The organism is Streptomyces sp. NPDC048461, from assembly GCF_055587105.1.
This window is the reverse complement of sequence record NZ_JBVJGW010000007.1, coordinates 261,060-284,759: the sequence shown is the minus strand read 5'-3', so window position 1 is coordinate 284,759 and position 23,700 is coordinate 261,060. Positions and strand designations below refer to the sequence as shown.

Below are 23,700 nucleotides of genomic sequence, written 5' to 3'. Positions count from 1 at the left end.
GGGACCGAGAGGGGATCCGCCTAATTGACAGGGCTGAAATGTGTCCACGCCCCTTACTCTGGGGCGATGAGTGCCCTTGAACCCCGTGTGCCCCAGATGGCCGCCCCGGCTCCGATCCCGCCGGCGGGCGGCATTCTGGGGTCCGCGTACCGGACGCTCAGCATCGGGATCATCTCCGTCGTCTTCCTGATCGCCTTCGAGGCCACCGCCGTCGGCACGGCCATGCCCGTCGCCGCCCGCGAGCTCGACGGGATCGCGCTGTACGCCTTCGCGTTCTCCGCCTACTTCACCACCAGCCTCTTCGGCATGGTCCTCTCCGGCCAGTGGGCCGACCGGCAGGGGCCGCTGCGGCCCCTGACCGTCGGCATCGGGGCCTTCGCCGCCGGGCTGGTGTTCTCGGGGACGGCCGGCGCCATGTGGGTGTTCGTGCTCGGCCGGGCCGTGCAGGGCTTCGGCGGCGGGCTCGTGATCGTCGCGCTCTACGTCGTCGTCAGCCGGGCGTACGAGGAACGGCTGCGCCCCGCGATCATGGCCGCCTTCGCCGCGAGCTGGGTCGTGCCGTCCATCGTGGGCCCGCTGGCCTCCGGGACGGTGACCGAGCACCTCGGGTGGCGGTGGGTCTTCCTCGGGATACCGGCCCTCGTGGTCGTCCCCCTGGTCGTCGCGCTGCCTGCGATCCGCCGGACGGCCTCCGGTCCCGTCGACACCGGCGGCGCGCCCGCCGCCTTCGACCGGCGCCGGATCCGGCTGGCCCTCGGCATCTCGGCGGGCGCGGGCCTGCTCCAGTACGCCGCCCAGGACCTGCGGTGGCTGTCGCTGCTGCCGGCCGCCGCCGGCGCGGCCCTGATGGTGCCCGCGGTGCTGGGACTGCTGCCGCGCGGGACGTACCGGGCGCGGCGCGGGCTGCCGTCGGTGGTGCTGTTGCGCGGGGTGGCGGCGGGGTCGTTCATCGCGGCGGAGAGCTTCGTGCCGCTGATGCTGGTCACCCAGCGGGGCCTGAGCCCGACGATGGCCGGGTTCTCGCTCGCGCTGGGCGGCGTGACCTGGGCGGCCGGCTCGTGGGTGCAGTCGAAGGGGCGGATGGCCCCGTACCGGGAACGGCTGATGGTCGGCGGGATGATCATGGTGGCGGTGGCCATCGCGGCCGCCCCCGCGGTGCTGATCCAGTCGGTGCCGGTGTGGACGCTGGCACTGGCCTGGGCGCTGGGCTGCCTCGGCATGGGCCTGGTCATCGGCTCGACGAGCGTGCTGCTGCTGAAGCTGTCCGCGCCGCAGGAAGCCGGGACCAACTCCGCCGCGTTGCAGATCTCCGACGCGCTGGCGAACGTGGTCCTGCTGGCCGGGGGCGGCGCCGCGTTCGCCGCGCTCGGCGGAGGCTCGGTCGGGGCCGCGCACGCCGTGGCGGACGCCGCCGATGCGGGCGCCTCGCACCCGGGGGCCTTCGTGGTGGTCTTCCTGCCGATGGCGTGCGTCGCGCTGGTGGGCGCCTGGGTGGCGACCCGGCTGCACACCGACCGGCCCCCTGCCCCTGCCTCGGCCCCGACCGACCGCTGACCGCCGGCCGCTGACCGCCGGCGCCGACGCGGGCCGTCAGCCGCCGGCCCCCGGGCCCCCGCCGAAACCCGGGGGAGTTCCGTGCCCGTCGCCGCTAGGGTCGCCGGATGGACGAGACGATCATCGGGCTGGACGCCGCCGAGCGCGCCGAGCTGGCCGATCTGGCCGACGCCGTCGGCAGCACCCCCGAGGCCGTGGCCCTGGAGGCCGTACGGGCCCACCTGCGGGCCGAGCGCGCCCGGGTCGGCGCGGCCGCCGAGGGGCTGGCGGAGCGGCACTCCGCGCTGCTGAAGCGGCTCGGCTCGTGACGGCGCGCCACCCGGCCGCCGCCGGGACCGCCGCCGCCGGGACCGCCGCAACCGGGGCCGCCGCCGCCCCCGTACGGCACCTCACGCTCGCCGAGGTGCTCGACCTGGCCCGGTACGCCTGCCTCGCCCGGGGGCAGCCCGTCGAGCTGCGCGCCCCCGGGCTGCTGGAGTCCGCCGTGCACCGGCCCCGGGCCCGGATGTTCGGGACCCCGGCCTACGAGGACCCGTACGAGCAGGCAGCGGCCCTCCTCCACGCCATCGCCGTGAACCACCCCCTCGTCGACGGGAACAAGCGGACCGCCTGGCTGGCCGCCGCGACCTTCCTCACCGTGAACGGGGTCGATTTCGGGGACGTCGACCAGGAACGCGCGTACGGCCTGGTCATCGACGTCGCGGCCGGGAACGAGCCGGACACCGGGCGGATCGCGGAGCGGCTGCGCCGGATGTGACGCTCGCCGCACTGCCCGAGGTCACGGGCCTGTCCCTCCGCGAGGGGCGGGCCCGGGCCGGTAGGGTGGCCCGGTTGTCCTACGTACGACTGCCCGTACCAGTACGCGAGTACGCCGAGAGCACGAACCGGAGACCGTGACTACTACCGCCTCCCACCACCTCTCACCCGCCTTCCCCGGCCGTGCCCCCTGGGGCACCGCCAACGCGCTGCGTGCCTGGCAGCAGGGGGCGCTGGACCGCTACATCGAGACCCAGCCGCGGGACTTCCTCGCGGTCGCGACCCCGGGCGCGGGAAAGACCACCTTCGCGCTGACGCTCGCGTCCTGGCTGCTGCACCACCACGTGGTCCAGCAGGTGACCGTCGTCGCGCCGACCGAGCACCTGAAGAAGCAGTGGGCCGAGGCCGCCGCCCGGATAGGCATCCGGCTCGACCCCGAGTACTCGGCGGGCCCGCTGAGCAAGGACTACCACGGCGTCGCCGTGACGTACGCGGGTGTCGGCGTGCGTCCGATGCTGCACCGCAACCGGTGCGAGCAGCGCAAGACCCTGGTGATCCTCGACGAGATCCACCACGCGGGCGACTCGAAGTCCTGGGGCGAGGCCTGCCTGGAGGCCTTCGACCCGGCGACGCGGCGCCTCGCCCTGACCGGTACCCCCTTCCGGTCCGACACCAACCCGATCCCCTTCGTGGCGTACGAGGAGGGGAACGACGGCATCCGGCGGTCCTCCGCCGACTACACCTACGGCTACGGGAACGCGCTGGGCGACGGCGTCGTCCGGCCGGTGATCTTCCTGTCCTACAGCGGCAACATGCGCTGGCGCACCAAGGCGGGCGACGAGATCGCCGCCCGGCTCGGCGAGCCGATGACCAAGGACGCCATCTCGCAGGCCTGGCGCACGGCCCTGGACCCGCGCGGCGACTGGATGCCGAACGTGCTGCGCGCCGCCGACCAGCGCCTCACGGAGGTCAGGAAGGGCATCCCGGACGCGGGCGGGCTCGTCATCGCCTCCGACCAGGAGTCGGCGCGCGCGTACGCCAAGCTGCTGAAGGACATCACGGGCAGCAAGGCGACCGTGGTGCTGTCCGACGACACCGGCGCGTCGAAGCGCATCGACGAGTTCAGCGTGGACGGCAGCCGCTGGATGGTCGCCGTCCGCATGGTGTCGGAGGGCGTCGACGTGCCGCGGCTGGCGGTGGGCGTCTACGCGACGACCATCTCGACGCCGCTGTTCTTCGCGCAGGCCGTCGGGCGCTTCGTGCGATCGCGCAGGCGCGGCGAGACGGCTTCGGTGTTCCTCCCGACCATTCCCTACCTGCTGGGCTTCGCGAACGAGATGGAGGTCGAGCGCGACCACGTGCTCGACAAGCCGAAGAAGCAGGGCGAGGAAGACCCGTACGCCGAGTCCGAGAAGGAAATGGACGAGGCGAACAAGCAGGAGGACGAGGACACCGGCGACGAGGAGCAGATGTCCTTCGAGGCGCTGGAGTCCGACGCCGTCTTCGACCGGGTCCTCTACGACGGCGCCGAGTTCGGCATGCAGGCCCACCCGGGCAGCGAAGAGGAGCAGGACTACCTCGGCATCCCGGGACTGCTGGAACCGGACCAGGTGCAGATGCTGCTCCAGAAGCGGCAGTCGCGGCAGATCGCGCACAGCCGCCGCAAGCCGGACTCCGAGGCGGACCTGCTGGAGCTGCCGGCCGACCGGCGGCCCGTGGTCTCGCACAAGGAGCTGCTGGAGCTGCGCAAGTCGCTGAACACGATGGTGGGCGCGTACGTCCACCAGAGCGGCAAGCCGCACGGGGTGATCCACACGGAGCTGCGCCGGGTGTGCGGCGGCCCGCCGAGCGCTGAGGCCACGGCGGGGCAGCTGCGCGAGCGGATCAAGAAGGTGCAGGAGTGGGCCACCCGCATGCGGTGAGCCGTTCGTGCGGTTCGCCCCGTTCGTGACGTTCGTACAGGAGACGGGCCGGGGTTCGTGCGGGGCATCGCACGGACCCCGGCCCGTCCCGTGTCGCGGGTCCCCCCGAACGGCGGTTTCGAGCCACCGCCGGTCCCTCCGTCCCGGGGCGCCGGGCCCCGGGACGGGGCAGGGCGGGGGCCGGTGCGGACCTCGCCCGTACGGTCGCCGGAGCGCTCGCCGGGGCGGCCGGGCGGTCCGGCGGGGGCCCTGCCGCAGCCGGTCCGGGGACGCCGCGCAGGGCGGGCGGGCGGTCCGCCCGCGGCACGCTCCGGGTGCGCCGGGCGCACCCGGTCGGGCCGACGGAGTCGACTTTTCGAACGCCCGCGGCGGGAGGGGGTTCCGGGGACGTCCGGAGCGCCGCGAGGTCACAAATTGACACCGAGGTCGATCAGGAACCGTCATAAACAGGTAGTAGGCGCCCGGATTCTGGACGAGGCCTTCCGCTGAGCGGACCCGCTCGCTACTGTCCCCGCATCGAACGCACCGTGGCAGCGCCGCCGCGGGAGCGCAGCCGGTGCCATGGCCGCTACCGGCGGCCTCTCCGTGCGCCGCCGCGGGACCGGCGGCGTGCCACCCCGAGAGTCACCGCCGCCCACCGAAAGAGGGAGAGGCGTCGTGACCGCGGAAACCTCCCAGACTCTCGACAGAGGGCTCAGAGTCCTCAAACTGCTCGCCGACACCGACCACGGTCTGACCGTCACCGAGCTCTCCAACCGCCTCGGTGTCAACCGCACCGTGGTCTACCGGCTTCTGGCCACCCTCGAACAGCACGCCCTGGTCCGCCGCGACCTCGGCGGCCGGGCCCGTGTCGGCCTCGGCGTGCTGCGCCTGGGCCGCCAGGTCCACCCGCTCGTCCGCGAGGCGGCCCTGCCCGCGCTGCGGTCCCTCGCCGAGGACATAGGGGCCACCGCGCACCTGACCCTCGTCGACGGCACCGAGGCGCTCGCCGTCGCCGTCGTGGAACCGACCTGGACCGACTACCACGTGGCCTACCGGCCCGGCTTCCGCCACCCGCTGGACCGCGGGGCCGCCGGACGGGCCATCCTGGCGGCCCGCCAGGGCACCCTGATCGAGCCGGGCTACACGCTGACCCACGGGGAGCTGGAAGCGGGCGCCAGCGGCGCCGCCGCGCCCCTCGTGGGCATCACGGGGCTGGAGGGCAGCGTCGGCGTCGTGATGCTGGCCGACGCGGTACCGGAACGGGTCGGGCCGCGGGTGGTCGACGCCGCGCGCGAGGTCGCGGACGCCCTGCGCTGACCCCGTGACCCGCCGACGCGGGACGGGCCGGACCGGGCGCGGCAGTGCGCCGGGTCCGGCCCGTCCGCCGCTGCGGGGGACCGGTCCGTGCGCCCGCCGGCCGGCGGCGCCGCAAGGCCCGCGTACCGGCGCCGCAGGGGCCCGCGTACCGGCGACGCCGCACGGTGCGGGCGGGCCGATAGATTGGGCGGGTGCTCTCTCGCCTCACACGTCTGCCGCTTCCCGCCGCCCTGGCCGTCTGCGCCGTGCCCGTCGCCGCGCTGTTCGCCGTCGCCGCGCTCGCGCCGCTGCCCTTCGTGATCGCCCAGCCCGGCCTCACGGCCGACGTGCTCGGCGAGCGGGACGGCAAGGCCGTCATCGCGGTCAGCGGCGCCCCGACCCGGCAGACCGAGGGCCAGCTCCGCATGACCACCATCCAGGCGACCGGACCCTCCACGACGGTCACCCTGCCGGAGCTCGTCGACCACTGGTTCGACCCCGCCCGGTCCGTCATGCCCAAGGAGGCCGTCTACTCCGGTGGCGGAAGCGACGAGGAGATCGAGGCGCACAACCTGGAGGAAATGGCCAAGTCGCAGTCGAGCGCCACCGACGCCGCCCTCGGCTTCCTCCGCAAGGACCCCGAGGACGTGAAGGTCGAGCTGAACCTCGCCGACGTCGGCGGCCCGAGCGCCGGGCTGCTCTTCTCCCTCGGCATCGTCGACAAGCTCGACGGGGACGGCAGCGGCGGCGACCTCACCGGCGGCCGAAGCATCGCCGGTACGGGCACCATCAGCGCCGACGGCACGGTCGGCCCGGTCGGCGGCGTCCCCCTCAAGACGCAGGCCGCGCGCCGCGACGGGGCGAGCGTGTTCCTCGTACCGAAGGCGGAGTGCTCCGACGCGCAATCGGAACTTCCCGAGGGGCTGCGGCTGGTCCCCGTCACCTCGCTGACGGACGCGGTCAACGCGTTGCGCGCGCTGAACCGGGGAGGGCCCGTTCCGTCCTGCTGAGGTCCGCGGCCGGCGCCGGGGCCGCCAGCCCGCGCCACGCGGGGAAGACCAGCGGGGCGAGCGTCGTCAGCAGGTAGGCGCCGCCGAACAGCAGCAGCGCCCTCGTCGCCCCGAACCCCTCGACGAGCAGACCGGCGGCCAGCCCGCCCAGCGGCATGGTCAGCTCGCAGCCCGCCGTCGTGACCCCGGAGACGCGGCTGCGCAGCTCCTCCGGCACCCGTTCGTACAGCACCGTCGTCAGGATCGGGTTGAGCATGCCCGCGCCCAGACCGGCCAGCGCCATCGTCACCGCGAGGGGGAGGGCCGTGTCGGTGACGGCCGCCACCGCGTAGCGGGTCGCTCCGGAGGCCAGGAAGGCCGCCGCGAACACGGTCCGGCGCGGGAACCGCTCGCCCCACGCCCCGTAGAGCAGGGCGCCCAGCAGTGCGAAGCCGCCGAAGAGCGAGATCAGCAGGCCCAGTGCGCCGGCGCCGCCGAGGCTCCCGCCGGCGTGCACGGGCAGCAGGACGGAAGACCAGCCCTGGTCCAGGCCGTTGGTCATCATCACCATCACGGTGATGCCCATCAGCAGCCGCGAGCGGGTCAGGAAGGCCCATCCCTCGGCGAGTTCGGCCCGGTAGGAGGCGAACGACACCTTGCCGAGACCGCGTTGGGGCTCGGCCGCCGGGATCCCGCGCAGGAACGCGGTGAGCAGCAGCGCCGACACCCCGAAGGTCGCCGCGTCCAGGAGCAGTACGGTCTCGGCGCCGAAGGCCGCGATGAGGACGCCCGCCACCGCCGCCCCGATCATCCGGGCGCCGCGCGAGACGGCGTCGTAGAGTCCCGCCGCCCGGGTCACGGACGTCCCGGCGTGCTCGGCGAGGTGGGGGAGCAGCACGTACCGGGCGGTCAGCCCCGGCGTGTGCACGAGGCCGCTGACGGCCATCAGTGCGCACAGCATCCAGAACTCCAGGAGCCCCGCGTGGTGCAGCAGCGGGACCGCCCCCACCGCGAGGCCGCAGACGAGGTCGGAGGCCGCCGCGACCCGGCGGCGGCCGGCGCGGTCGATGACCGGGCCGCCGACGAGCGCGGCGACCACGACCGGCAGGGTGGCGCAGAAGGCGACGACGCCCGCCCGGGCGGCGCTTCCGGTGGTCTCCAGCACGAACCACGGGACGCCGATGAGGGTGAGTGAACTCCCCGCTATGGAAATGGTGTTGGCGGCCAGGACCGCGACGAACGGACGCCTGCTCACGCGGCGCCCCGCTGGTGCCGGGCGTGGACGCGGGCGGGCTCCATGAGCCGGATCCCGGCGGTGACCAGGGCCTCGCCCAGCCGGTTCCGCAGGGCGGGCAGTGCGGCGGCGACCGCCCCGGCGACCGCCCCGGCGACCGGCGCGGCCTCCCGGACGAGGCGGCGCTCGGCGGCCTCGGCGGCCAGCTCGGAGGTGCGGGCGGCGTGCGTGCGGAGGTGGTCGAAGGCGTGCATGGCAGGTGACTCCTTCTGTGGAGGATCGGGGCGGAGCAGGCGAGGGCAGGGCGGGGCGGCCCCGGGGCCGGGGGCCCGGGGGTGAGGGGGGGGAAGTGTCGCGGCCTAGCCGGCGGCGGGCCGGGGGGCGGTGGGCGTGAACGTGCCCGGGAGGACGTGCGTGTGGACGCGGACCGCCTCCGTGCCCTCGGCGGGCTGCAGGTCGCGGTAGCCGTTGACCAGGTCGTGCATCTTGTGGATCAGCTCGTGGCTCTGGGCGGCGGTCAGGTGCAGCGTGAAGTCGCTGAGGTCCGAGCCGCGCCGCCAGTCCTGCGACCAGTGGTGGGCGTTGCCGAGCCAGGTGCTCATCTCCTGCGTGTGGATCGTCGCGATCTCGTGCAGGAAGAGGTCCGCCGCGCCCCGGGTGGCGGGGTCGTCGCTGTACATCAGGTTCTCGTCGAACCGGGTGCCGTCGTGCGCAGCCCGCCACCAGCGCTCACGGCCCTTGCCGTGCTCCGGCGCGTCCTCGACGAAGCCGTGGGCGGCGAGCTGGCGCAGGTGGTAGCTGGTGGACCCGCTCGACTCCCCGAGCCGCTCGGCCAGTTGGGAGGCGGTCGCCGGACCCTGGTGGCGCAGGTCGGCCAGCATCCGGATGCGCAGCGGATGGGCCAGGCCGCGCAGGGAGCGGGCGTCGAGCGTCCGGACCTCCGGCGCCTGGTCCTTGTCCTGTTCGGGGGAGTGCTGCGGGGTCTGCGGGGCTTCCGGCGTCTCGGGCATGCCTCGACGATAGAGTTCCAAAGACTCCTATGCAAGGGTTTCTTTGCAACGTCTTCTTTGGATCGGCTGACCGGCCCCCGCCCCGCCGCACGACACCCTCTAGCCCTCCTTGATGAAGCCCTCCTTCACCAGCCAGTCCTTCGCCACCGCGTGCGGGTCCTGCCCCTCCACGTCCACCTTGGCGTTCAGCTCCTGCGCCACCGCCGTCGTCAGCTTCGCCGTCACCGGGGCCAGCAGCTCCGCGATCACCGGGAACTCGGCCAGCGTCTTCGCGTTGACCGCCGGCGCCGCGTTGTAGTTGGGGAAGAAGCGCCGGTCGTCCGCCACGGTGTCCAGGTCCATGGCCCTGATCCGGCCGTCCGTCGTGAACGCCTCGCCCAGCAGGCACGAGTCGGACTTCGAGACCTGCGTGTAGATGATCCCGGCGTCCATCTTCCGGATGTTGCCGGCCGGGATCTTCATCCCGTACGCCTTCTCCATGCCCGGGAGCCCGTCCTCGCGGGCGGCGAACTCGTTCTCCACGCACAGCGTCACCGCCGCCGGATCCTTCGCGGCCAGCTCCGCCACGTCCGACATCGTCTTCAGCCCGTACTTGGCGTTGTTCTTCTTGCTGATCGCCAGGGTGTACGTGTTGTTGAGCGTGGCCGGCGGCAGCCACACCACCCCGTTCTTCGCGTCCGCCGCGCGCAGTGCCGCCCACTGCTCCCGCGGGTCGTCGATGGGCTCGGTTCTGCCCAGGTAGGTGATCCAGGCGGTGCCCGTGTACTCGTACATGGCGTCCGCGTCGCCCTTGCGGATCGCCTCGCGCGCGCTGATCGAGCCGGGCAGGTTCGTGCGGTCCAGGACCTCCGCGCCGGCCGCCTTGAAGACGAGGCCGAGGATCTGGCCGAGCACGATGTTCTCGCTGAAGTTCTTCGAGGTGATCGTGAGCGAGGCCCCCTCCAGGGGCCGGCCCTGTCCGACCGAGCCCGGCTGGACGTCGTCGGCCATCGGGGAACCGCTCTTGAGGCCGCAGCCCGCGAGCGCCAGCGCCAGCACCGGCCCGGCCAGCGCCGCCGCTGCCGCCGTGCGAAGGGCCGCCCGTACGCGGAAGGTACGCATCTACGCCTCCAGCCCGCGCGGGGTCATGACCGTCTCCGCCAGCGACGCCAGCCAGTCCACGAACAGGGCCAGCACCACGGTCAGCACCGAGCCCAGCACCAGCACCGGCATCCGCTGCGTCTGGATGCCGGAGGTGATCAGGTCGCCGAGGCCCCCGCCGCCGCCGAAGGTGGCCAGGGTGGCGGTGCCCACGTTCAGTACCAGGGCCGTCCGTACGCCCGCCAGGATCAGCGGGACGGCCAGCGGCAGCTCCACCTTCACCAGCCGCCCCGTCCCGGACATCCCGATCCCGCGCGCCGCCTCCACCAGCTGCGGGTCGATGGCCCGCAGCCCCGCGATCGTGTTGGACAGCACGGGCAGCACGGCGTACGCGACCATGCCGACGATCGCCGTGGACGGGCCGATGCCCAGCCAGATGACGAGCAGGGCGAGGAGGCCGATCGCCGGGGTCGCCTGCCCGATGTTGGCGACCGCCGTGAACAGCGGAGCGGTCCGGCGCATCCCGCCGCGGGTGAGCGCGATGCCCAGCGGGATCGCGATGATCAGCACCCAGAACGTGGAGATGGCGACGAGCCGGACCTGCTGCCACAGCCGCAGCTTCACGTTGCCGTCGCCGAGGGAGTTCTCCTCGATGGGGTCGAGGGGGATGTTGGTGATCCACAGGTACGTGGCCAGCAGCACCAGCGCCAGGACGGCGGGCGTGACCAGCAGCTTGGACCAGGTGAGCCGGCGGGCGGGAGCCTGCGGGGCGGCCGCCGGCTCCTCGGCGCCGGCGGCGATCCCGTCACGGAACGCGTGGCCCTTGACGTCGTGCTCGCCGGGCGGGCGCTCGCCGGAGGGGCGCTGCGGGGAGGTGGCGTTCACGGGCTGTCCGCACCGCCCTCCAGCTCCTGTTCCGTCCGGTGGTGGCGCAGCTCCTCCAGGTCGTGGCGGTGTTCGGCGGCCGCCAGCCGGTCGGCCTCCAGCATCTCGTGCACCGAGTTCATCAGGGTCTCCATGTCGACGACGCCGATGTACTCGCCGCGCCGCCCGGTGACGGCCACCCGGCCGCCGCTGTCGGTGAGGACGGCCTCCAGGGCGTCGTGCAGGGTCGCGTCCCGGGTCACGGTGTCGTGCACCAGCTGGCCGGCCCGCGCCAGGGACCCCTTGGCGCGCATCAGGTCGCCACGGCGGAGCCACTTGTACGGCCGGCCGCGCCGGTCCAGCATCAGCAGCTCGTTGCTGGCACCGCCGCGCAGCGCGTTGAAGATCCGCTGGAGCGGGTCGTCCACGGACACGGTGGGGAAGTCGGCGATCTCCACGTCCCGTACGCGGGTCAGGTTGAGCCGCTTGAGGGCCGCGCCGGCGCCGACGAACCCGGAGACGAAGTCGTCGGTCGGGTTGGTGAGGATGGCCTCGGGAGTGTCGAACTGGGCGATGTGCGAGCGCTCGCGCAGCACCGCGATCCGGTCGCCGAGCTTGATCGCCTCGTCGAAGTCGTGCGTGACGAAGACGATGGTCTTGTGCAGCTCGTGCTGGAGCCGGATCAGCTCGTCCTGCAGGTGGTCACGGGTGATCGGGTCGACGGCGCCGAACGGCTCGTCCATGAGCAGGACGGGCGGGTCGGCGGCCAGGGCCCGGGCCACGCCGACCCGCTGCTGCTGGCCGCCGGAGAGCTGGCGCGGGTAGCGGCCGTGGAACTCGCGGGGGTCGAGCCCGACCAGGTCGAGCATCTCCTCCACCCGGTCCTTCACCTTCGACTTGGACCAGCCGGTCATCTTCGGGACGAGGGCGATGTTCTCGGCGACCGTCATGTGGGGGAACAGCCCCGAGGACTGGATCGCGTAGCCGATCTTGCGCCGCAGCTTGACCGGGTCCATGTCGGTGACGTCCTCGTCGCCGATCCGGATCCGGCCGGAGGTCGGCTCGATCAGCCGGTTGATCATCTTCAGGGTGGTGGACTTCCCGCAGCCCGAGGGGCCGACGAAGACGACCGTCTCGCCCGCCTTGATGTCCATCGAGACGTCCTCGACGGAGGGGTTCGGGTTGCCGGGGTAGCGCTTGGTGAGGTTCTCCAGCCGGATGGTCGCGCCGGAGGTGCTGCCCGGGCCGTCGGTCTCAGACACGGATACCCCTCGGGATGGTGAGACGGCCGAGCAGGACGTACGCGGAGTCGAAGAGCAGCGCCAGGATGACGATGCCGATCGTGCCCGCCAGCACCTGGTTCAGGGCGTTCGCGCTGCCGAGCGAGGCGATCCCGCGGAAGATCTCGTTCCCCAGGCCGGGCCCGGAGGCGTACGCGGCGATGGCGGCGATGCCCATCAGCATCTGGGTGGCCACGCGGATGCCGGTCAGGATCGGCGGCCAGGCGAGCGGCAGCTCCACCCGCAGCAGCCGGGCGCTGCGGGACATCCCGATGCCCTTGGCGGCGTCGACCAGGGCCGGGTCCACGCCGCGCAGGCCCACGATCGAGTTCCGGACGATCGGCAGCAGCCCGTACAGGGTCAGGGCGATCACGGTCGGCGGGACGCCGAGGCCGACCAGCGGGATCAGCAGGCCGATCAGGGCCAGGGAGGGGATGGTCAGCATCGTGGCGGTGGAGGTGATGGCCAGGTGCCCGCCCCACGCGCTGCGGTAGCTCACCAGGCCGATGGCGATGCCCAGGGCGGTCGCGATCACCATGCACTGGAAGACGGCGCTGGCATGCTGGAAGGCGTCGGTGAGGAGCTGTTCGTGGCGGGCGGACAGATAGCTCCAGAAGCTCACGCCGCATCGCCTCTTCCTGGGTCCGGCCGCCTTCGGCCCGCACTGGTCGGGGGTGGTCAGCGGGTGTCGTCCTCGGCCGCCTGTTCGACGAGCGGGATGATCCGCAGCGGAACGGGATTTTCCATCACGATCGCCGTCGAAGCCCGCACGATGCCATCAAAGCCGACAACCCGGTCGATCACCCGCTGGAGATCGGCGTTGGACCGCGCCACGAGCCGGCACAGCATGTCCCCGTGGCCGGTCGTGGTGTGCAGCTCCAGCACCTCCGGCACCCCGTCCAAGTGGGCCCGTACGTCCGCGCCTTGGCCCTGCTTGATCTCCAGGGTGGCGAAGGCGGTCACCGGGTATCCGAGGGCGGCCGGATCGACCTGGGGGCCGAAGCCGCGGATGACTCCGTTCGACTGAAGCCGGTCCAGGCGGGCCTGCACGGTCCCGCGCGCCACCCCGAGCCGGCGGGAGGCCTCCAGCACCCCGATCCGGGGCTCGCGGGCGAGCAGGACGATGAGCCGGCCGTCGAGTTCGTCGATGCCCATGGGGTCTCCGGGGTGGTCATAGTGCGCAGATGTTTCAGCAATGTTGCGGCGCAACTGGTCAGTATGTACAGCAAAAATTGAAACTATTGCGCAGCTTGTGGATCGGCGGGACTCTGCGCTCATGACTGAGTCTCTGGCGAACCTCGAAACCACCCCGCACACCGCGCGTGAGGCAGACCCCTTCCCGGTGAAGGGAATGGACGCGGTCGTCTTCGCCGTCGGCAACGCCAAGCAGGCCGCGCACTACTACTCGACCGCCTTCGGCATGAAGCTCGTGGCCTACTCCGGACCGGAGAACGGCGTCCGCGAGACCGCGAGCTACGTCCTCACCAACGGCGCCGCCCGCTTCGTCCTGACCTCGGTCATCAAGGCGTCGACCGACCGCGGCCGCTTCCTCGCCGAGCACGTCGCCGAGCACGGCGACGGCGTCGTCGACCTCGCCATCGAGGTCCCGGACGCCCGCGCGGCCTACGCGTACGCCGTCGAGCACGGCGCGCGCGGCCTGGACGAGCCGCACGAGGTCAAGGACGAGCACGGCACCGTCGTGCTGGCCGCCATCGCCACCTACGGCCAGACCCGCCACACCCTGGTCGAGCGCCGCGACTACTCGGGCCCGTACCTCCCCGGCTTCGTCGCCGTCGCCCCGATGGTCGAGCCGCCGGCCAAGCGGACCTTCCAGGCCATCGACCACTGCGTGGGCAACGTCGAGCTCGGCCGGATGAACGAGTGGGTCGCGTTCTACAACAAGGTCATGGGCTTCACGAACATGAAGGAGTTCGTGGGCGACGACATCGCGACCGAGTACTCGGCGCTGATGTCGAAGGTCGTCGCGGACGGCACCCTGAAGGTGAAGTTCCCGATCAACGAGCCGGCGATCGCGAAGAAGAAGTCGCAGATCGACGAGTACCTGGACTTCTACGGGGGCGCGGGCGTCCAGCACATCGCGCTGGCCACGAACGACATCGTCGCCTCCGTGCGCGCCATGCGGGCCGCCGGCGTCACCTTCCTCGACACCCCGGACTCGTACTACGACACGCTCGGCGAGTGGGCGGGCGAGACGCGGGTCCCGGTGGAGACCCTGCGCGAGCTGAAGATCCTCGTCGACCGCGACGAGGACGGCTACCTGCTGCAGATCTTCACCAAGCCGGTGCAGGACCGGCCGACGGTCTTCTTCGAGATGATCGAGCGGCACGGGTCGATGGGCTTCGGCAAGGGCAACTTCAAGGCCCTGTTCGAGGCGATCGAGCGGGAGCAGGAAAAGCGCGGCAACCTCTAGCCGCCACTCCGCCCCGGGGCTCTCCGTCCTGGGGCGCTCCGCCCGCCGTCCACCGGGGGTCCGCCCCGGCCCGAGTCACGGCGCCCGGGGGGCCGGCCCTGGGGCTCCGCCCCGGTGGACCCTACACCCCGGGACCTAGAAAAACACCAGGTCCGGGCATGCGAAAAGCCCCGCCCGACACGTGGTCGGACGGGGCTCGTTGTGGGTCGCTACGGCCAGTGAAGCTCACCAGGCATGGGGCCCGGGGCCAGTCCCTCGGCGTGTTCAGCGCACGCCCACAGCGTCGTTCCGGGGCCGCTGGTGCTGTGGATCTCGCGTACCGCTACGGGGGCTGTGGTGAGCCTCTTACAGAGGATGCACAGGGCCGAGTCACCGACCGGGGGCGCGTCCGTCAGTCCGTCGCGCGTCATGCCGACACCGCCGCAGCGAACGCGGAGCGCGGGAAGGGTGCCCCCTTGTATGTGTACGGGTAGTCCACGCCGATGGCTGCGAACTCTGCCGCGTACCGCCGTTCCCGCTGTACCGGCGAGAGAACGAGGGTGCTTTCCGCGTCGGTCTCGGGCCGGAAGATCCTGCGTGCGTCCGCACTGCTAGGCCCGGTCCACGGGCGAGACCACGGGCTCACGCTTACGGCGGGGGCAGGCTCGGGGCGGTAGGCGCTGGAGTGCTTCCCCGGGGCTCGCCGGCTCGGCAGGAGTACGAGGAGTAGGGCGGTGACGGACGTCAGTCCGAGGACCATGGGGGCGATAAGCTCGCGCATGTCGGTCAGCTCCCAAAAGCTGGTTCGGCGAAGCCCCGGGGGACCGTTACAGCGGTCTTCCGGGGCGTTTTCGTTTCCGACGGTAGCCAGCCTGTATCCACCTGTCTATAGCTGAATATGGACAGGCGTATCTATGAGTGCATGGCTGGTCTTGTGTAGCGTCCGACCTGTGGAGTACGACCCGACCCGCCCGAAGTGGGTACAGATCGCGGAAGTCGTCCGGGCGCGCATGGCGTCGGGCGAGTATCCGCAGCACCATCTGATCTCAGAAGTTCAGTTGGCAGAGGAGTTCGCGGTCACCCGCGTCACCATTCGCAAGGTGACTGCCGCGCTGCGGGAGGAAGGTCTCATCGTCACCACGCCCGGCATGGGTTCCTTCGTTGCGGATCAAACCGCGAGTACGAACGACTGAGCCCGCTTAACCGCAGGGATAGCGGCCAGCGGGCCCAGGGGCTCAGCTCTCGCACGGGCAGCAAGCCGCACATGCCACGTTGCGAGCCTGCCCGGTAGCCGGGTCAACGATCACGGTCACACCCTCGCCGTGCGGGCAGACCCGCCGCCAGCGACGACTAGGGCTTCTCGCGGTTCGGCAAGCAGTCAGTAGCCCGACCGCCTCGCGATACCGAGGGTCGATCCAATCAGCCCTACGCTCTTCGCTCACCGCATCCTCCTGACAGCAGTAAGTCACCAACGGTAGTGGGTGTGGGCTGTCGTCGTGAGCGTTCCGTGCCTCCTAGCTTGGCGGAGCAGTACAGGCTGACCCGCCTTCTGTGCATTCGCTGTGCATGCAGTCGGCAGAGACCAGAACGGCAGACTGTGCCTCCACGGTCCACAGGTACTCGTCGGGTTCGTCTCCCGCTTCGCGGATGGCCTTGAGCGTGCGGGCTACGGTTGCCGTGTCGTGCTTCTTCGCCGCAGGCACCTCAGGGACGTGGTGTACGAACCGGCCGAGCAGCCGGCACAGGTTGTCGTAGGTCCTCGTGTCCGTGAGGAGCGCGTGCCACCCCTCGTCCACGAGCCTGGACGGGCGCAGGGCGAGACCCGGGGTCCGGTTATGCGCTGCCGCCGTAACGAACTTCACCGCCTCACGAACGATCCGCTCGGCCATGCCCTCCGGAAGGTGAGGGTTCGCCCGTTCGACGGTGCGCACGGCGGTGGCGAACCCTGCGGACGGGAGGCGGACGGAGAGCGGTAACGCGGCCTCGCGTACAGCAAGCTGTGACATACGGGCTCCGTTTCTAATGGGAGTTGTTTCGCTGCCCGACCCTCAGAGGGGTGGGAGTTCTGGGGAGACCGAAACCGGGCGGTGCCAGCGGCCGACCGGTGCATGAACAGGTCCCGGACGCTGGACACGATCACGCGCCCCAGCCCTTGGCCACGATGCAGACGACGACCCCGACCCACACGACGGCCCCCAGGGTCACGGCTAAGGCGCTTCGCCGGCTGGACTGCGCGTGCGCCTGGTGCTCGTTGTCGTCGGTCACTGGACGCGCTCCACTACAGCGACTTCCGAGAACTCCCGGACGAACGTCATGTGGCCTGTCCGCCCCGTGTGCTTAATGCACATGTCGCTGCACACGTCGGCGTTCGGGGTCGGTTCCGCTGTCCAGTCGCACTCAAAGCTCAGACACCGTGCGGTCGCGGTCGTCTCGGCGGAGGGATGCCGCCGCATGCTGTAGGTGATGTAGCGCATCACCGAGATCACGCTCATGCCGCGTCCCGGCCGTGCGGGTGATTGCGGAGCTCCTCGTTCTGCACCGCTACGGAGAAAGGGTCGTCGGCTTCCCGCGAGATCTCACGGGCTGTGGCCAGTGCGAGGCACACCCCGCATCCGGGTACGGGGACCGGTTCGAGCGGGTCTGGCCGAGCCGTTTGTTGCCGTGCTGCCGTCACCATGCGCACCCCTTGCGTCGCGTTCGGTGCTCGGGATCGTCTCGCCGCCGAGGAAGCGGGGCCTAGTGTGATCCGTAGTGGCAACCAGCTCGGAAGGCGAAGAATCTCTCGGTCTAGTGGCATCCCTAGTAGCAAGATGGGCGCATGGACATCGGGGAACTGATCCGGGATCTCCGCAAGGCTCGCGGCTGGAGCCAAGGGCGGTTAGCTTCTGAGATCAACAGCGCGCACGGCACAACGCTGACGCGGGAGTACGTCAGCAACTGGGAGTGTTCCAAGGTCAGGCCAGGCCCGTTCTACCTTGCCGCGCTTTCTGCCGTTCTCGACGTTCCCCTAGCTGTCCTTGAAGGTGAAGTGGACCGACGCGAGTTCCTTACCGACATCGCCGGGGCTGCCATAGCTCCAGTGGTTGCCTCTGATCTGATCAGCGCAGGATTCGCCGCCCGACTACGGGGCGGGCCGTCATCGGATGAGTGGGAAGCCAAGCTGACCACGTACGGCACTGAGTACATGTCGATGGGCGCTGCGGACATCCAGCGTCGGGTGTCCGGCGAACTCGTCACCGTGCAGCAACAACTGGAAGACCCCCGACTTTGGTCAGTGGCTTCCCGACTGATGACCCTGTACGCCAAGACGTTTCCGGGGTCGGACGGATCGAAGGCCGTTCACTGGTACCGCATGGCAGCTAAGGCTGCTGACGAGTCCGGAGACGACGAAGCGCGCGTTTGGGTACGTGGACGTGCAGCCATCGCCCTGGGGTACGAAGGGGCATCGCTGGGCATCGCTGACGTACTGGCGGACCAAGCCTTGGCCATATCGGATCGACCTTCCCTAGGTCTCCTGAACGCCGTAATGGGCAAGGCACACGCCGCAGCACTTCGAGGTGACCGCGCCTCAGCACTCAAGCTCGCCGACGATGGCCGGCGCATCTTCGACAAGTCGGGGTCCTACGAACAGACCAGCGACTATGCCGTGCCCTGGTGGCGTATGAACGTCTTCCTGTCGCTCCTCCTAGCCCGCTTGGGCGACGAGCAGGGAGCCGTTCAGGCACAGGAAGCTGCGCGCCGCGAACTCCCGGCAGAGCTTCCCCGGTTCGCTACCCACCTTGAAATGCATAGAGGTCTGATGCTCGCACGCTCCGGCGATGTTTCCGGCGGAGTGACCTACGCACGGGGAGCGTTGGACGCGCTGCCGCCGGAGAAGCACTCCCTGACGCTCAGACTTCTGATGTCGGAAATCGAAGAGTCCTGACGGCACGCACGACAAAAGCCCCCGCACCCGTCACCCGGCAAAGGGAGACGAGCACGGGGGCTCAGGTACTTGATCAGCCGTTCAGCACGTTGGTCAGTCGGGCTGCGGCCTTCCCGCCGAACAGGGCAAGACCACAGTAGAAGTCGATGCGGGTCCGGTAGACGGGCTTGTCGTGGGACTCGCCGAGGTCGGTGGCCTGCACCCCGCCATGCGTCAGCCCGGTTACCCCCGCGTCGGCCTCAGTGGAGCCGAAGCGGACGGCGTAGATATCGCCGGTCTGCTTGCCGCCAGTACCGGTGGTCAGGGGCAATACATCGGTACCGTCCAGCTTCTGACCCGCGTCGAGCATCGGAATCCCGTTCCACATCACCGCCCGCTTACCGGCTATCTCGGATGTCAGCAGCTCGGAACCGCCGAGCCGGCGGAACCCTGACGCGATCTTGGCCCGGACGTCGGCGTTCATGTAGAGCGCCCCGTTGGAACCGTTGATGCCACGGACCCGCGCGGTCAGAGTGTCCAGCGCATCAAAGAACTCGTAGCCGTTGGCCACCGGACCGAGACCCTTGGCGTCGACAACCTGAGTGCCGAACAGCCGCTTGCGCAGACCGTCGAACCCCTTCGGGTCCACCATCACGTCACCGTTGAAAAACTGATCCGAGAAGTGAATGGAAGCAGCCTTGACCTTCATCATGACCTGAATGGCTCGCTGGTCGTTCAGGTTTCCTCGGGTCTGCGCTATGAACTTGTCCACATCGGCGTCACCACCCAGGATGGCGAGTGTCTCGATCTTCTGATTAAGCGTTCCAGTGCTCTCCGGGTACGCCTCATTGACTGCGCGGAACGAGACACCAGGGAGGGCGGACTCCTCGTTGTAGCGGTATGCGTTTCCGGCAATCTGCATCAGTGGGAGCCGGTCCAGAAGGGGAGACTCCTGGACGAACGTCTCAATAACGCCGCGCTGCAACTGATCCTGCGAGAGCTTGGCGGATTCAGCAAGCGTGAGACTCATGAATTTCTCCAAAATTGATTGCGTTGAAATTGGCAGCGAAATGGGAGTTCGATTTCGCCCCGTGAAAGCGGTCTAATTAGCCATGCGAGTTTTTTGCCTCCCTGCCGCTCGGGAAGGAGAGGGGTTGACCCCCTCCCCCTGGTCAGAACGGCGGAGCCTCGCGCGATTCGCGCCGTGAACGTGCTTCAGCGGCAAATCCGCCGGGTTGATGCCTCGCTGTCTCGCGGTTGTGGCACGCGACGCACAGCGGACGCAGATGACGTGATGCATCAGGGTTCGCATCGCCCCGTGCGATCAACTCGCGTCGGGGCAAAGGGAAATGGTCCGCCACGTTGGCGAGGCGCCCACACAGCACGCACCAGGGATGCCGGTACAGGTAGGCACGCCGTACGCGCTGCCACCGTGTGTCATAGACAGCACCACGTGAAGCACGGTCCGCGTTCGCCTCGCGCTCATGCTCGGCGCAGCGTCCGCCGGCTCGGGTGAGCTCGGGGCAGCCGGGTACCGAGCACGGGGGGCGAGGCTTTCGGGGCATGGGGGGATCACCTCCTGTCAAGCGCTCTGGTCCGCTGGTGTGATGCCATGGCAAGATCCACGCGGGGCGGGCAGATCGCCGGCCAGGAAGGGGCAGTTGTGCCGATCAGTTATCGCGACTTTGAGGTAAGCGACTATGTGAGTATCCTGCTCGGCGCTTTCAAAGGCTTCGCGGGCCACGTCACTTCGCTGGACGATGACAAAGGGATTGCCGTCGTCAACCTTGAGGTGTTGGGGAAGGAAGTGCCAACCACGTTCGATTTCGGTGCGCTGAAGAAGGTCAGGGACTAATTCACACGAGTCGCGTCGCAGAACGTGCCGGAACGAACCTCTCTGGGGCCGTGTCGGGGCGCCTCGCTGTCCGCCTCGGGGCAACCCGGTATCAAGCACGGAAAACGGCTCCGTCGGGGCATGGGGGGGTCACCTCATGTCAAGGGGTAGTGGTGCGGTGACGTGCGGTCATGCGAGGATCGGCACGAGCATGCTTGTCTACATCGGCGGTAGAGCCATCAGCACGTATAGAGGGGCGAAAAATGACAGACGTATGGGGAACACCCAAGGATGCCGAAAAGCCTGGGGCCAATCTGCTCGGTGACGAAGCCCCTGAGCCTGACGAGATCGCCGAGCCTGGCACAGACAAGGCCCACAAACTTGCTACCTACTCTTCGGCCTGGGGCGTATACGACAACCGCTATGGCGAGCCCAGCCCGAGCGATGCTTCGGACGCCGGGAAGTAGCATCCACATTCAGACTTGTTGCTGAGCAAGTAACCCGGCGCCCCGGTACGGACCTCGTGACTTCCGTGCCGGGGCAGTCTCAGAACGGCGGACCTGCGGCCCCGAAGTCCTCACGCGTCTTGAGCCGATGGCACGCACGGCACAGCGGCTGAACGTTCCCGTCCGTGTCCGTCCCGCCCAACGCGAGCGGCTGTACGTGGTCTATGTCGATGGCTGACGCGAGGACATGCCGACCACAGCGCACGCACTTCCAGCGTCCCGACTTCCGGATGATCCGGCGGAGCCGAGCGGCAGCCGAGTTGCCCCGTGCGAGGACTTCCCGACGCTTCCGCCGAGCCCGTACCGCAGGACGGTCCTCGTACGCCCGGTAGTGGGGCTCACAGCGGCCCCGATGGGTCGCAGGCTCCGGACAGTCGATACAGCGCATGCGGCCCCCTTGTCGGAGTCATGTCTTAGGTTGGTCGGATGACTACAACCAATGAGGCAGCCGAGCCCGCTCCGGGCTACCGCCGTTTTGCCGGACGCTGCCAAACGTGCGGTCTCGGTCTCCAGTGGGAGGCGTACAGCCGAACCGCACTTGTCGACAGCAACGGACAGACGTACTGCGAGCCGGTACGTGGGATGCACGTCGTCGACTAGTGCCCGCCCGAGGACTTGAACCCCGGAACTCTGCGGCCGATATCCCCGAGTCGGGGCCGGTACCGCGCACCTCTCACCGTTGGGTCAGCGGGCCGTAAGGGCGCTACCAGGTAGCGTCAGTTTTGGGTGACAAGCTGTGTGCTCGCCGTGCTCCTGGTGCTCGTTGTCCTCGCCGGCGGACCGGTCTGGACAGGGTGGGGACCACACGCGCTTACAACCCCTTTCGGCGCACCCCGGAGGGTGGGTTACTCATGGGCGGTGTGGTCCCCGCACGCGCTGCCTCACGACTCCTGCGGCCACCCCCGTAACGGGAGGGTGCGTGGTGCACGGGCAACGCTGGTAGAGAGAGTGGGCACTCGGTCCGCCGTTCACTCTGCGGTGGGGTGCGCGGTAGTCCCGCTCTCTTCCTGGGAGTAGTAGGGAGGGACGAATTCCCGCGCCCCAGCCTGCCGTGTGGCTGACTCGGGGGGCTCGTCGTCTCCCTCTCTTCCTGGGAGTAGTAGGGAGGGACGAATTCCCGGAGGCTCGAACAGTGATGCGGTGCCGAACGAGACGGCTGTCTCTCTTCTTCTATATTTTTTTACGTGTTTTAAAAAACCGGTTGTAACCGTCACTTCAACATCGCTCGTCCCGCTGTAGGACAGTCCCGACCCAAGCCCCGAGGACGCAGCCGGCGAGGGGCACGAGGGGCCCTGTACGCCCGTCTGCGGGCATGGGAAAGCCCCGGCGGTCCCGAGGGATGCCGGGGCGGTGCGGACCGGTTGTACTGCTATTCGAGGGTGTGAGCCTGTCAAAGCACGGTCCTACTCCGCACGCCCATGTCGGTGCGGAGTGCGGAGAGCCTATACGGCCCTACGCGGCATACGGAAAGCCCCGGATGGTCACGGGAACCGTCCGGGGCCGTTCGAGCCTTGCAGGGCCGTTACGCGGCTTCCATGTAGTCGTCTGCGGCACCCTCGGGGGTGGCCCATGCGATGGTGACGCGCTTCATCCCGTCGAAGCGCCGTCCGCGCCCCGGAGACTTCGTCACGGTCACGGTGTCTATGGCGAGTCCGAGTAGGTCACGCTGCATCCGTGCGTCGGCAGTGTTCCAGTACGCCTCACCCCTGCCGCTCAGCAGGAACGAGAGGGACACGGGTCCGCTGTTGCCGACGAGTTCGGCGAGGGCGGTCTCAGCCTTGCTGATCCTCGCTTCGGCAGCGTTCTTGTGGGGGATGCGGTAGCGGGCGGAGCGGCCCGTGTAGAAGTCGGCTGCGTCGTCCGCGTGGAACTTGTCGAGCTTGGCTTGTGCGGCTTTCAGTTCGGCGCGTGCGTCCCTGATGACCTGTGTCTCCTCGGGGCGGGTAATGGCCTGCCAGCGTTCGGCCACGGCAACCAACAGCGGGTCGTCATCGTCGGCTACTGCGAGCCGCTCAGACCAGGTCTGTACGACGTACTTTTCGATGGCCTTGCGGGTGACGAACGCGGGTTCGGCGCATGCCTGGTCCCCGTCGCCGTAGCGGCTGCATGCGTACGACGTTCCCTCTAGCGTCATAGCGCTCTTGCAGGATGCGCACCGCATGCGGCTCGTCAGCGCCCGGACAGCGCGGCCCGGAGTCGGGGCAGCCTTGCTGATGGTCTGGTTCCCGGACAGCACGCGGCGGGCGCGCTCGGCGAGCTCGGACGGGATCATGTGCGGCAGCGTCTCGGCCGTGACCACACGAATCCGCTCGCCCTCGCTGTTCAGGAAGGGCACGCGGTCTCGGTGAGCCTTACCGCCGGGGCAGTGCGTAAGCCATCCCTCGTAGACGGGGTGAATGATGATCGCTCGCACCGCGTCGGCTCGCCACGGGACCCCGATACCGGTCCGCAGTCCCTCGCTGTTCAGCTTCCGTGTCAGCGCGCGGGAGGACATGCCCTCGCCGATGGCCTTGAACACCCGCTGGACGATCTCCCACGGGGTGACTTCCCGCTTGTCGGCAACGGTGCACACGTACGGGGTGAGATCCGGGATCAGCTTCCGCGTACCGGGGACCGCGACAAGCCCGAACGGGGCTTTGGACAGCCACTTGCCCTCGGTGCGCTGCCGAGACTTTGTGCCCCGCACGTTGTAGCTCAGCCGCTGCGAGTACTCGCGTGCGTTCTCGGCACGGTCGATGATCCATCGGCGGTCCCGCTCGTCCAGCGAGTCGAGACGCTCGTAGTCGAAGATGACGCGAGCCTTGCCGAGGATCGGCACTACCGCTTCGGCACCCTTGCGGCTGAAACGGTCGAGCGCGTAGCACCAGAGCGCGGGCACTTCGCCGGCGAGGACTGCGGTCATGGCTGCGTCGTACTTCGGGCGCTGCACGTCCGACCACGCGGACAGGTTCTCTCGCCACACCTTCCGCACGCAATATCCGTGCTCGTCCGCCCATGCCCGGCCCCGCTCCTCCTGCGCCCGGATGGACAGTGCACGCTCGCCCTCGCGAACGATCTTCGACTTACGGAGCAACAGGTC

At 69.8% G+C, this 23,700-nt stretch carries 25 protein-coding genes; 11 read left to right on the top strand and 14 right to left on the bottom strand.

All coding sequences use genetic code 11. The features are described from left to right. The first annotated feature begins 66 nt into the window (after positions 1 to 66). The 6 genes from ACZ6S8_RS15510 to ACZ6S8_RS15485 all read left to right on the top strand — a co-directional run bounded on the left by ACZ6S8_RS15510 (position 67) and on the right by ACZ6S8_RS15485 (position 6,520). A complete protein-coding gene (locus ACZ6S8_RS15510) occupies positions 67 to 1,554 on the top strand; it encodes an MFS transporter (RefSeq protein ID WP_469455890.1) in 1,488 nt (495 codons plus the stop codon). 107 nt (positions 1,555 to 1,661) lie between these two features. Next, positions 1,662 to 1,862: a hypothetical protein gene (locus ACZ6S8_RS15505; RefSeq protein ID WP_469455889.1), complete on the top strand. Its 201-nt coding sequence runs from the start codon at positions 1,662 to 1,664 to the stop codon at positions 1,860 to 1,862. Further along, the gene (locus ACZ6S8_RS15500; protein WP_469455887.1) at positions 1,859 to 2,311 is read left to right on the top strand and encodes a type II toxin-antitoxin system death-on-curing family toxin; all 453 of its coding nucleotides are present in this window, start codon (positions 1,859 to 1,861) and stop codon (positions 2,309 to 2,311) included. The genes ACZ6S8_RS15505 and ACZ6S8_RS15500 overlap by 4 nt, the downstream gene beginning before the upstream one ends. A gap of 136 nt (positions 2,312 to 2,447) precedes the next feature. Further along, the gene (locus ACZ6S8_RS15495) at positions 2,448 to 4,232 is read left to right on the top strand and encodes a DEAD/DEAH box helicase (RefSeq protein WP_469455885.1); all 1,785 of its coding nucleotides are present in this window, start codon (positions 2,448 to 2,450) and stop codon (positions 4,230 to 4,232) included. Positions 4,233 to 4,889: 657 nt separating this feature from the next. Then, a complete protein-coding gene (locus ACZ6S8_RS15490; protein WP_054222485.1) occupies positions 4,890 to 5,531 on the top strand; it encodes an IclR family transcriptional regulator in 642 nt (213 codons plus the stop codon). Between the two features lie 191 nt (positions 5,532 to 5,722). Then, a complete protein-coding gene (locus tag ACZ6S8_RS15485; RefSeq protein WP_469455883.1) occupies positions 5,723 to 6,520 on the top strand; it encodes a S16 family serine protease in 798 nt (265 codons plus the stop codon). On the opposite strand, the gene ACZ6S8_RS15480 is transcribed toward ACZ6S8_RS15485, so the two are convergent. The 8 genes from ACZ6S8_RS15480 to ACZ6S8_RS15445 all read right to left on the bottom strand — a co-directional run bounded on the left by ACZ6S8_RS15480 (position 6,471) and on the right by ACZ6S8_RS15445 (position 13,122). Beyond that, positions 6,471 to 7,754, bottom strand: a complete 1,284-nt coding sequence (locus tag ACZ6S8_RS15480) for an MFS transporter (RefSeq protein WP_469455881.1) — start codon at positions 7,752 to 7,754, stop codon at positions 6,471 to 6,473. The genes ACZ6S8_RS15485 and ACZ6S8_RS15480 overlap by 50 nt on opposite strands. Beyond that, on the bottom strand, positions 7,751 to 7,987 hold the full coding sequence (locus tag ACZ6S8_RS15475; RefSeq protein WP_469455879.1) for a hypothetical protein: 237 nt from the start codon (positions 7,985 to 7,987) through the stop codon (positions 7,751 to 7,753). The genes ACZ6S8_RS15480 and ACZ6S8_RS15475 overlap by 4 nt, the downstream gene beginning before the upstream one ends. Positions 7,988 to 8,092: 105 nt before the next feature. Beyond that, positions 8,093 to 8,743: an ArsR/SmtB family transcription factor gene (locus ACZ6S8_RS15470; protein ID WP_469455878.1), complete on the bottom strand. Its 651-nt coding sequence runs from the start codon at positions 8,741 to 8,743 to the stop codon at positions 8,093 to 8,095. Positions 8,744 to 8,842: 99 nt separating this feature from the next. Beyond that, positions 8,843 to 9,844 carry a glycine betaine ABC transporter substrate-binding protein gene (locus tag ACZ6S8_RS15465; RefSeq protein ID WP_469455876.1) on the bottom strand — a complete coding sequence of 334 codons (1,002 nt, stop codon included), beginning with the start codon at positions 9,842 to 9,844 and terminating at the stop codon, positions 8,843 to 8,845. Further along, on the bottom strand, positions 9,845 to 10,708 hold the full coding sequence (locus tag ACZ6S8_RS15460; RefSeq protein WP_469455874.1) for an ABC transporter permease: 864 nt from the start codon (positions 10,706 to 10,708) through the stop codon (positions 9,845 to 9,847). Beyond that, positions 10,705 to 11,949, bottom strand: a complete 1,245-nt coding sequence (locus ACZ6S8_RS15455) for a betaine/proline/choline family ABC transporter ATP-binding protein (RefSeq protein WP_469455872.1) — start codon at positions 11,947 to 11,949, stop codon at positions 10,705 to 10,707. The genes ACZ6S8_RS15460 and ACZ6S8_RS15455 overlap by 4 nt, the downstream gene beginning before the upstream one ends. Then, positions 11,942 to 12,589: an ABC transporter permease gene (locus ACZ6S8_RS15450; protein WP_469455870.1), complete on the bottom strand. Its 648-nt coding sequence runs from the start codon at positions 12,587 to 12,589 to the stop codon at positions 11,942 to 11,944. Before ACZ6S8_RS15450 ends, ACZ6S8_RS15455 begins: the two co-directional genes overlap by 8 nt. 56 nt (positions 12,590 to 12,645) lie before the next feature. Continuing rightward, positions 12,646 to 13,122 (bottom strand): Lrp/AsnC family transcriptional regulator, encoded by a 477-nt coding sequence (locus tag ACZ6S8_RS15445; RefSeq protein WP_469455868.1) that lies wholly within the window; start codon positions 13,120 to 13,122, stop codon positions 12,646 to 12,648. Between the two features lie 121 nt (positions 13,123 to 13,243). On the opposite strand from ACZ6S8_RS15445, the gene hppD reads away from it, so the two are divergent. Both hppD and ACZ6S8_RS15435 read left to right on the top strand, forming a co-directional pair. Then, positions 13,244 to 14,398, top strand: a complete 1,155-nt coding sequence (gene hppD, locus ACZ6S8_RS15440) for a 4-hydroxyphenylpyruvate dioxygenase (RefSeq protein ID WP_469455866.1) — start codon at positions 13,244 to 13,246, stop codon at positions 14,396 to 14,398. Positions 14,399 to 15,327: 929 nt separating this feature from the next. Continuing rightward, complete coding sequence (locus ACZ6S8_RS15435) at positions 15,328 to 15,570, top strand: GntR family transcriptional regulator (protein ID WP_469455864.1); 243 nt, start codon at positions 15,328 to 15,330, stop codon at positions 15,568 to 15,570. Positions 15,571 to 15,891: 321 nt separating this feature from the next. Here ACZ6S8_RS15435 and ACZ6S8_RS15430 read toward each other — a convergent pair whose 3' ends face one another. From ACZ6S8_RS15430 to ACZ6S8_RS15420, 3 genes are all read right to left on the bottom strand, one after another. Beyond that, a complete protein-coding gene (locus tag ACZ6S8_RS15430; protein ID WP_469455862.1) occupies positions 15,892 to 16,383 on the bottom strand; it encodes a glycine-rich domain-containing protein in 492 nt (163 codons plus the stop codon). Between the two features lie 130 nt (positions 16,384 to 16,513). Next, on the bottom strand, positions 16,514 to 16,642 hold the full coding sequence (locus ACZ6S8_RS15425) for a hypothetical protein (RefSeq protein ID WP_469455860.1): 129 nt from the start codon (positions 16,640 to 16,642) through the stop codon (positions 16,514 to 16,516). Next, the gene (locus ACZ6S8_RS15420; RefSeq protein ID WP_399384585.1) at positions 16,639 to 16,869 is read right to left on the bottom strand and encodes a DUF7848 domain-containing protein; all 231 of its coding nucleotides are present in this window, start codon (positions 16,867 to 16,869) and stop codon (positions 16,639 to 16,641) included. Before ACZ6S8_RS15420 ends, ACZ6S8_RS15425 begins: the two co-directional genes overlap by 4 nt. A 326-nt stretch (positions 16,870 to 17,195) precedes the next feature. On the opposite strand from ACZ6S8_RS15420, the gene ACZ6S8_RS15415 reads away from it, so the two are divergent. Next, entirely contained in the window at positions 17,196 to 18,302 is a 1,107-nt protein-coding gene (locus ACZ6S8_RS15415; protein WP_327305329.1) for a helix-turn-helix domain-containing protein, read from the top strand. 73 nt (positions 18,303 to 18,375) lie between these two features. On the opposite strand, the gene ACZ6S8_RS15410 is transcribed toward ACZ6S8_RS15415, so the two are convergent. Next, positions 18,376 to 19,311, bottom strand: coding sequence for a major capsid protein (locus ACZ6S8_RS15410; protein ID WP_399454539.1), 936 nt, complete (start codon positions 19,309 to 19,311; stop codon positions 18,376 to 18,378). 582 nt (positions 19,312 to 19,893) lie between these two features. Between ACZ6S8_RS15410 and ACZ6S8_RS15405 the strand changes: the two genes are divergently transcribed. Further along, on the top strand, positions 19,894 to 20,136 hold the full coding sequence (locus ACZ6S8_RS15405) for a hypothetical protein (RefSeq protein ID WP_469455858.1): 243 nt from the start codon (positions 19,894 to 19,896) through the stop codon (positions 20,134 to 20,136). Positions 20,137 to 20,378: 242 nt separating this feature from the next. Next, on the top strand, positions 20,379 to 20,582 hold the full coding sequence (locus tag ACZ6S8_RS15400; protein WP_469455856.1) for a hypothetical protein: 204 nt from the start codon (positions 20,379 to 20,381) through the stop codon (positions 20,580 to 20,582). Between the two features lie 79 nt (positions 20,583 to 20,661). On the opposite strand, the gene ACZ6S8_RS15395 is transcribed toward ACZ6S8_RS15400, so the two are convergent. Then, positions 20,662 to 21,009 (bottom strand): HNH endonuclease, encoded by a 348-nt coding sequence (locus ACZ6S8_RS15395; protein WP_469455854.1) that lies wholly within the window; start codon positions 21,007 to 21,009, stop codon positions 20,662 to 20,664. 1,134 nt (positions 21,010 to 22,143) lie between these two features. Further along, the gene (locus tag ACZ6S8_RS15390) at positions 22,144 to 23,694 is read right to left on the bottom strand and encodes a recombinase family protein (RefSeq protein ID WP_469455852.1); all 1,551 of its coding nucleotides are present in this window, start codon (positions 23,692 to 23,694) and stop codon (positions 22,144 to 22,146) included. Between the last annotated feature and the right edge of the window lie 6 nt (positions 23,695 to 23,700).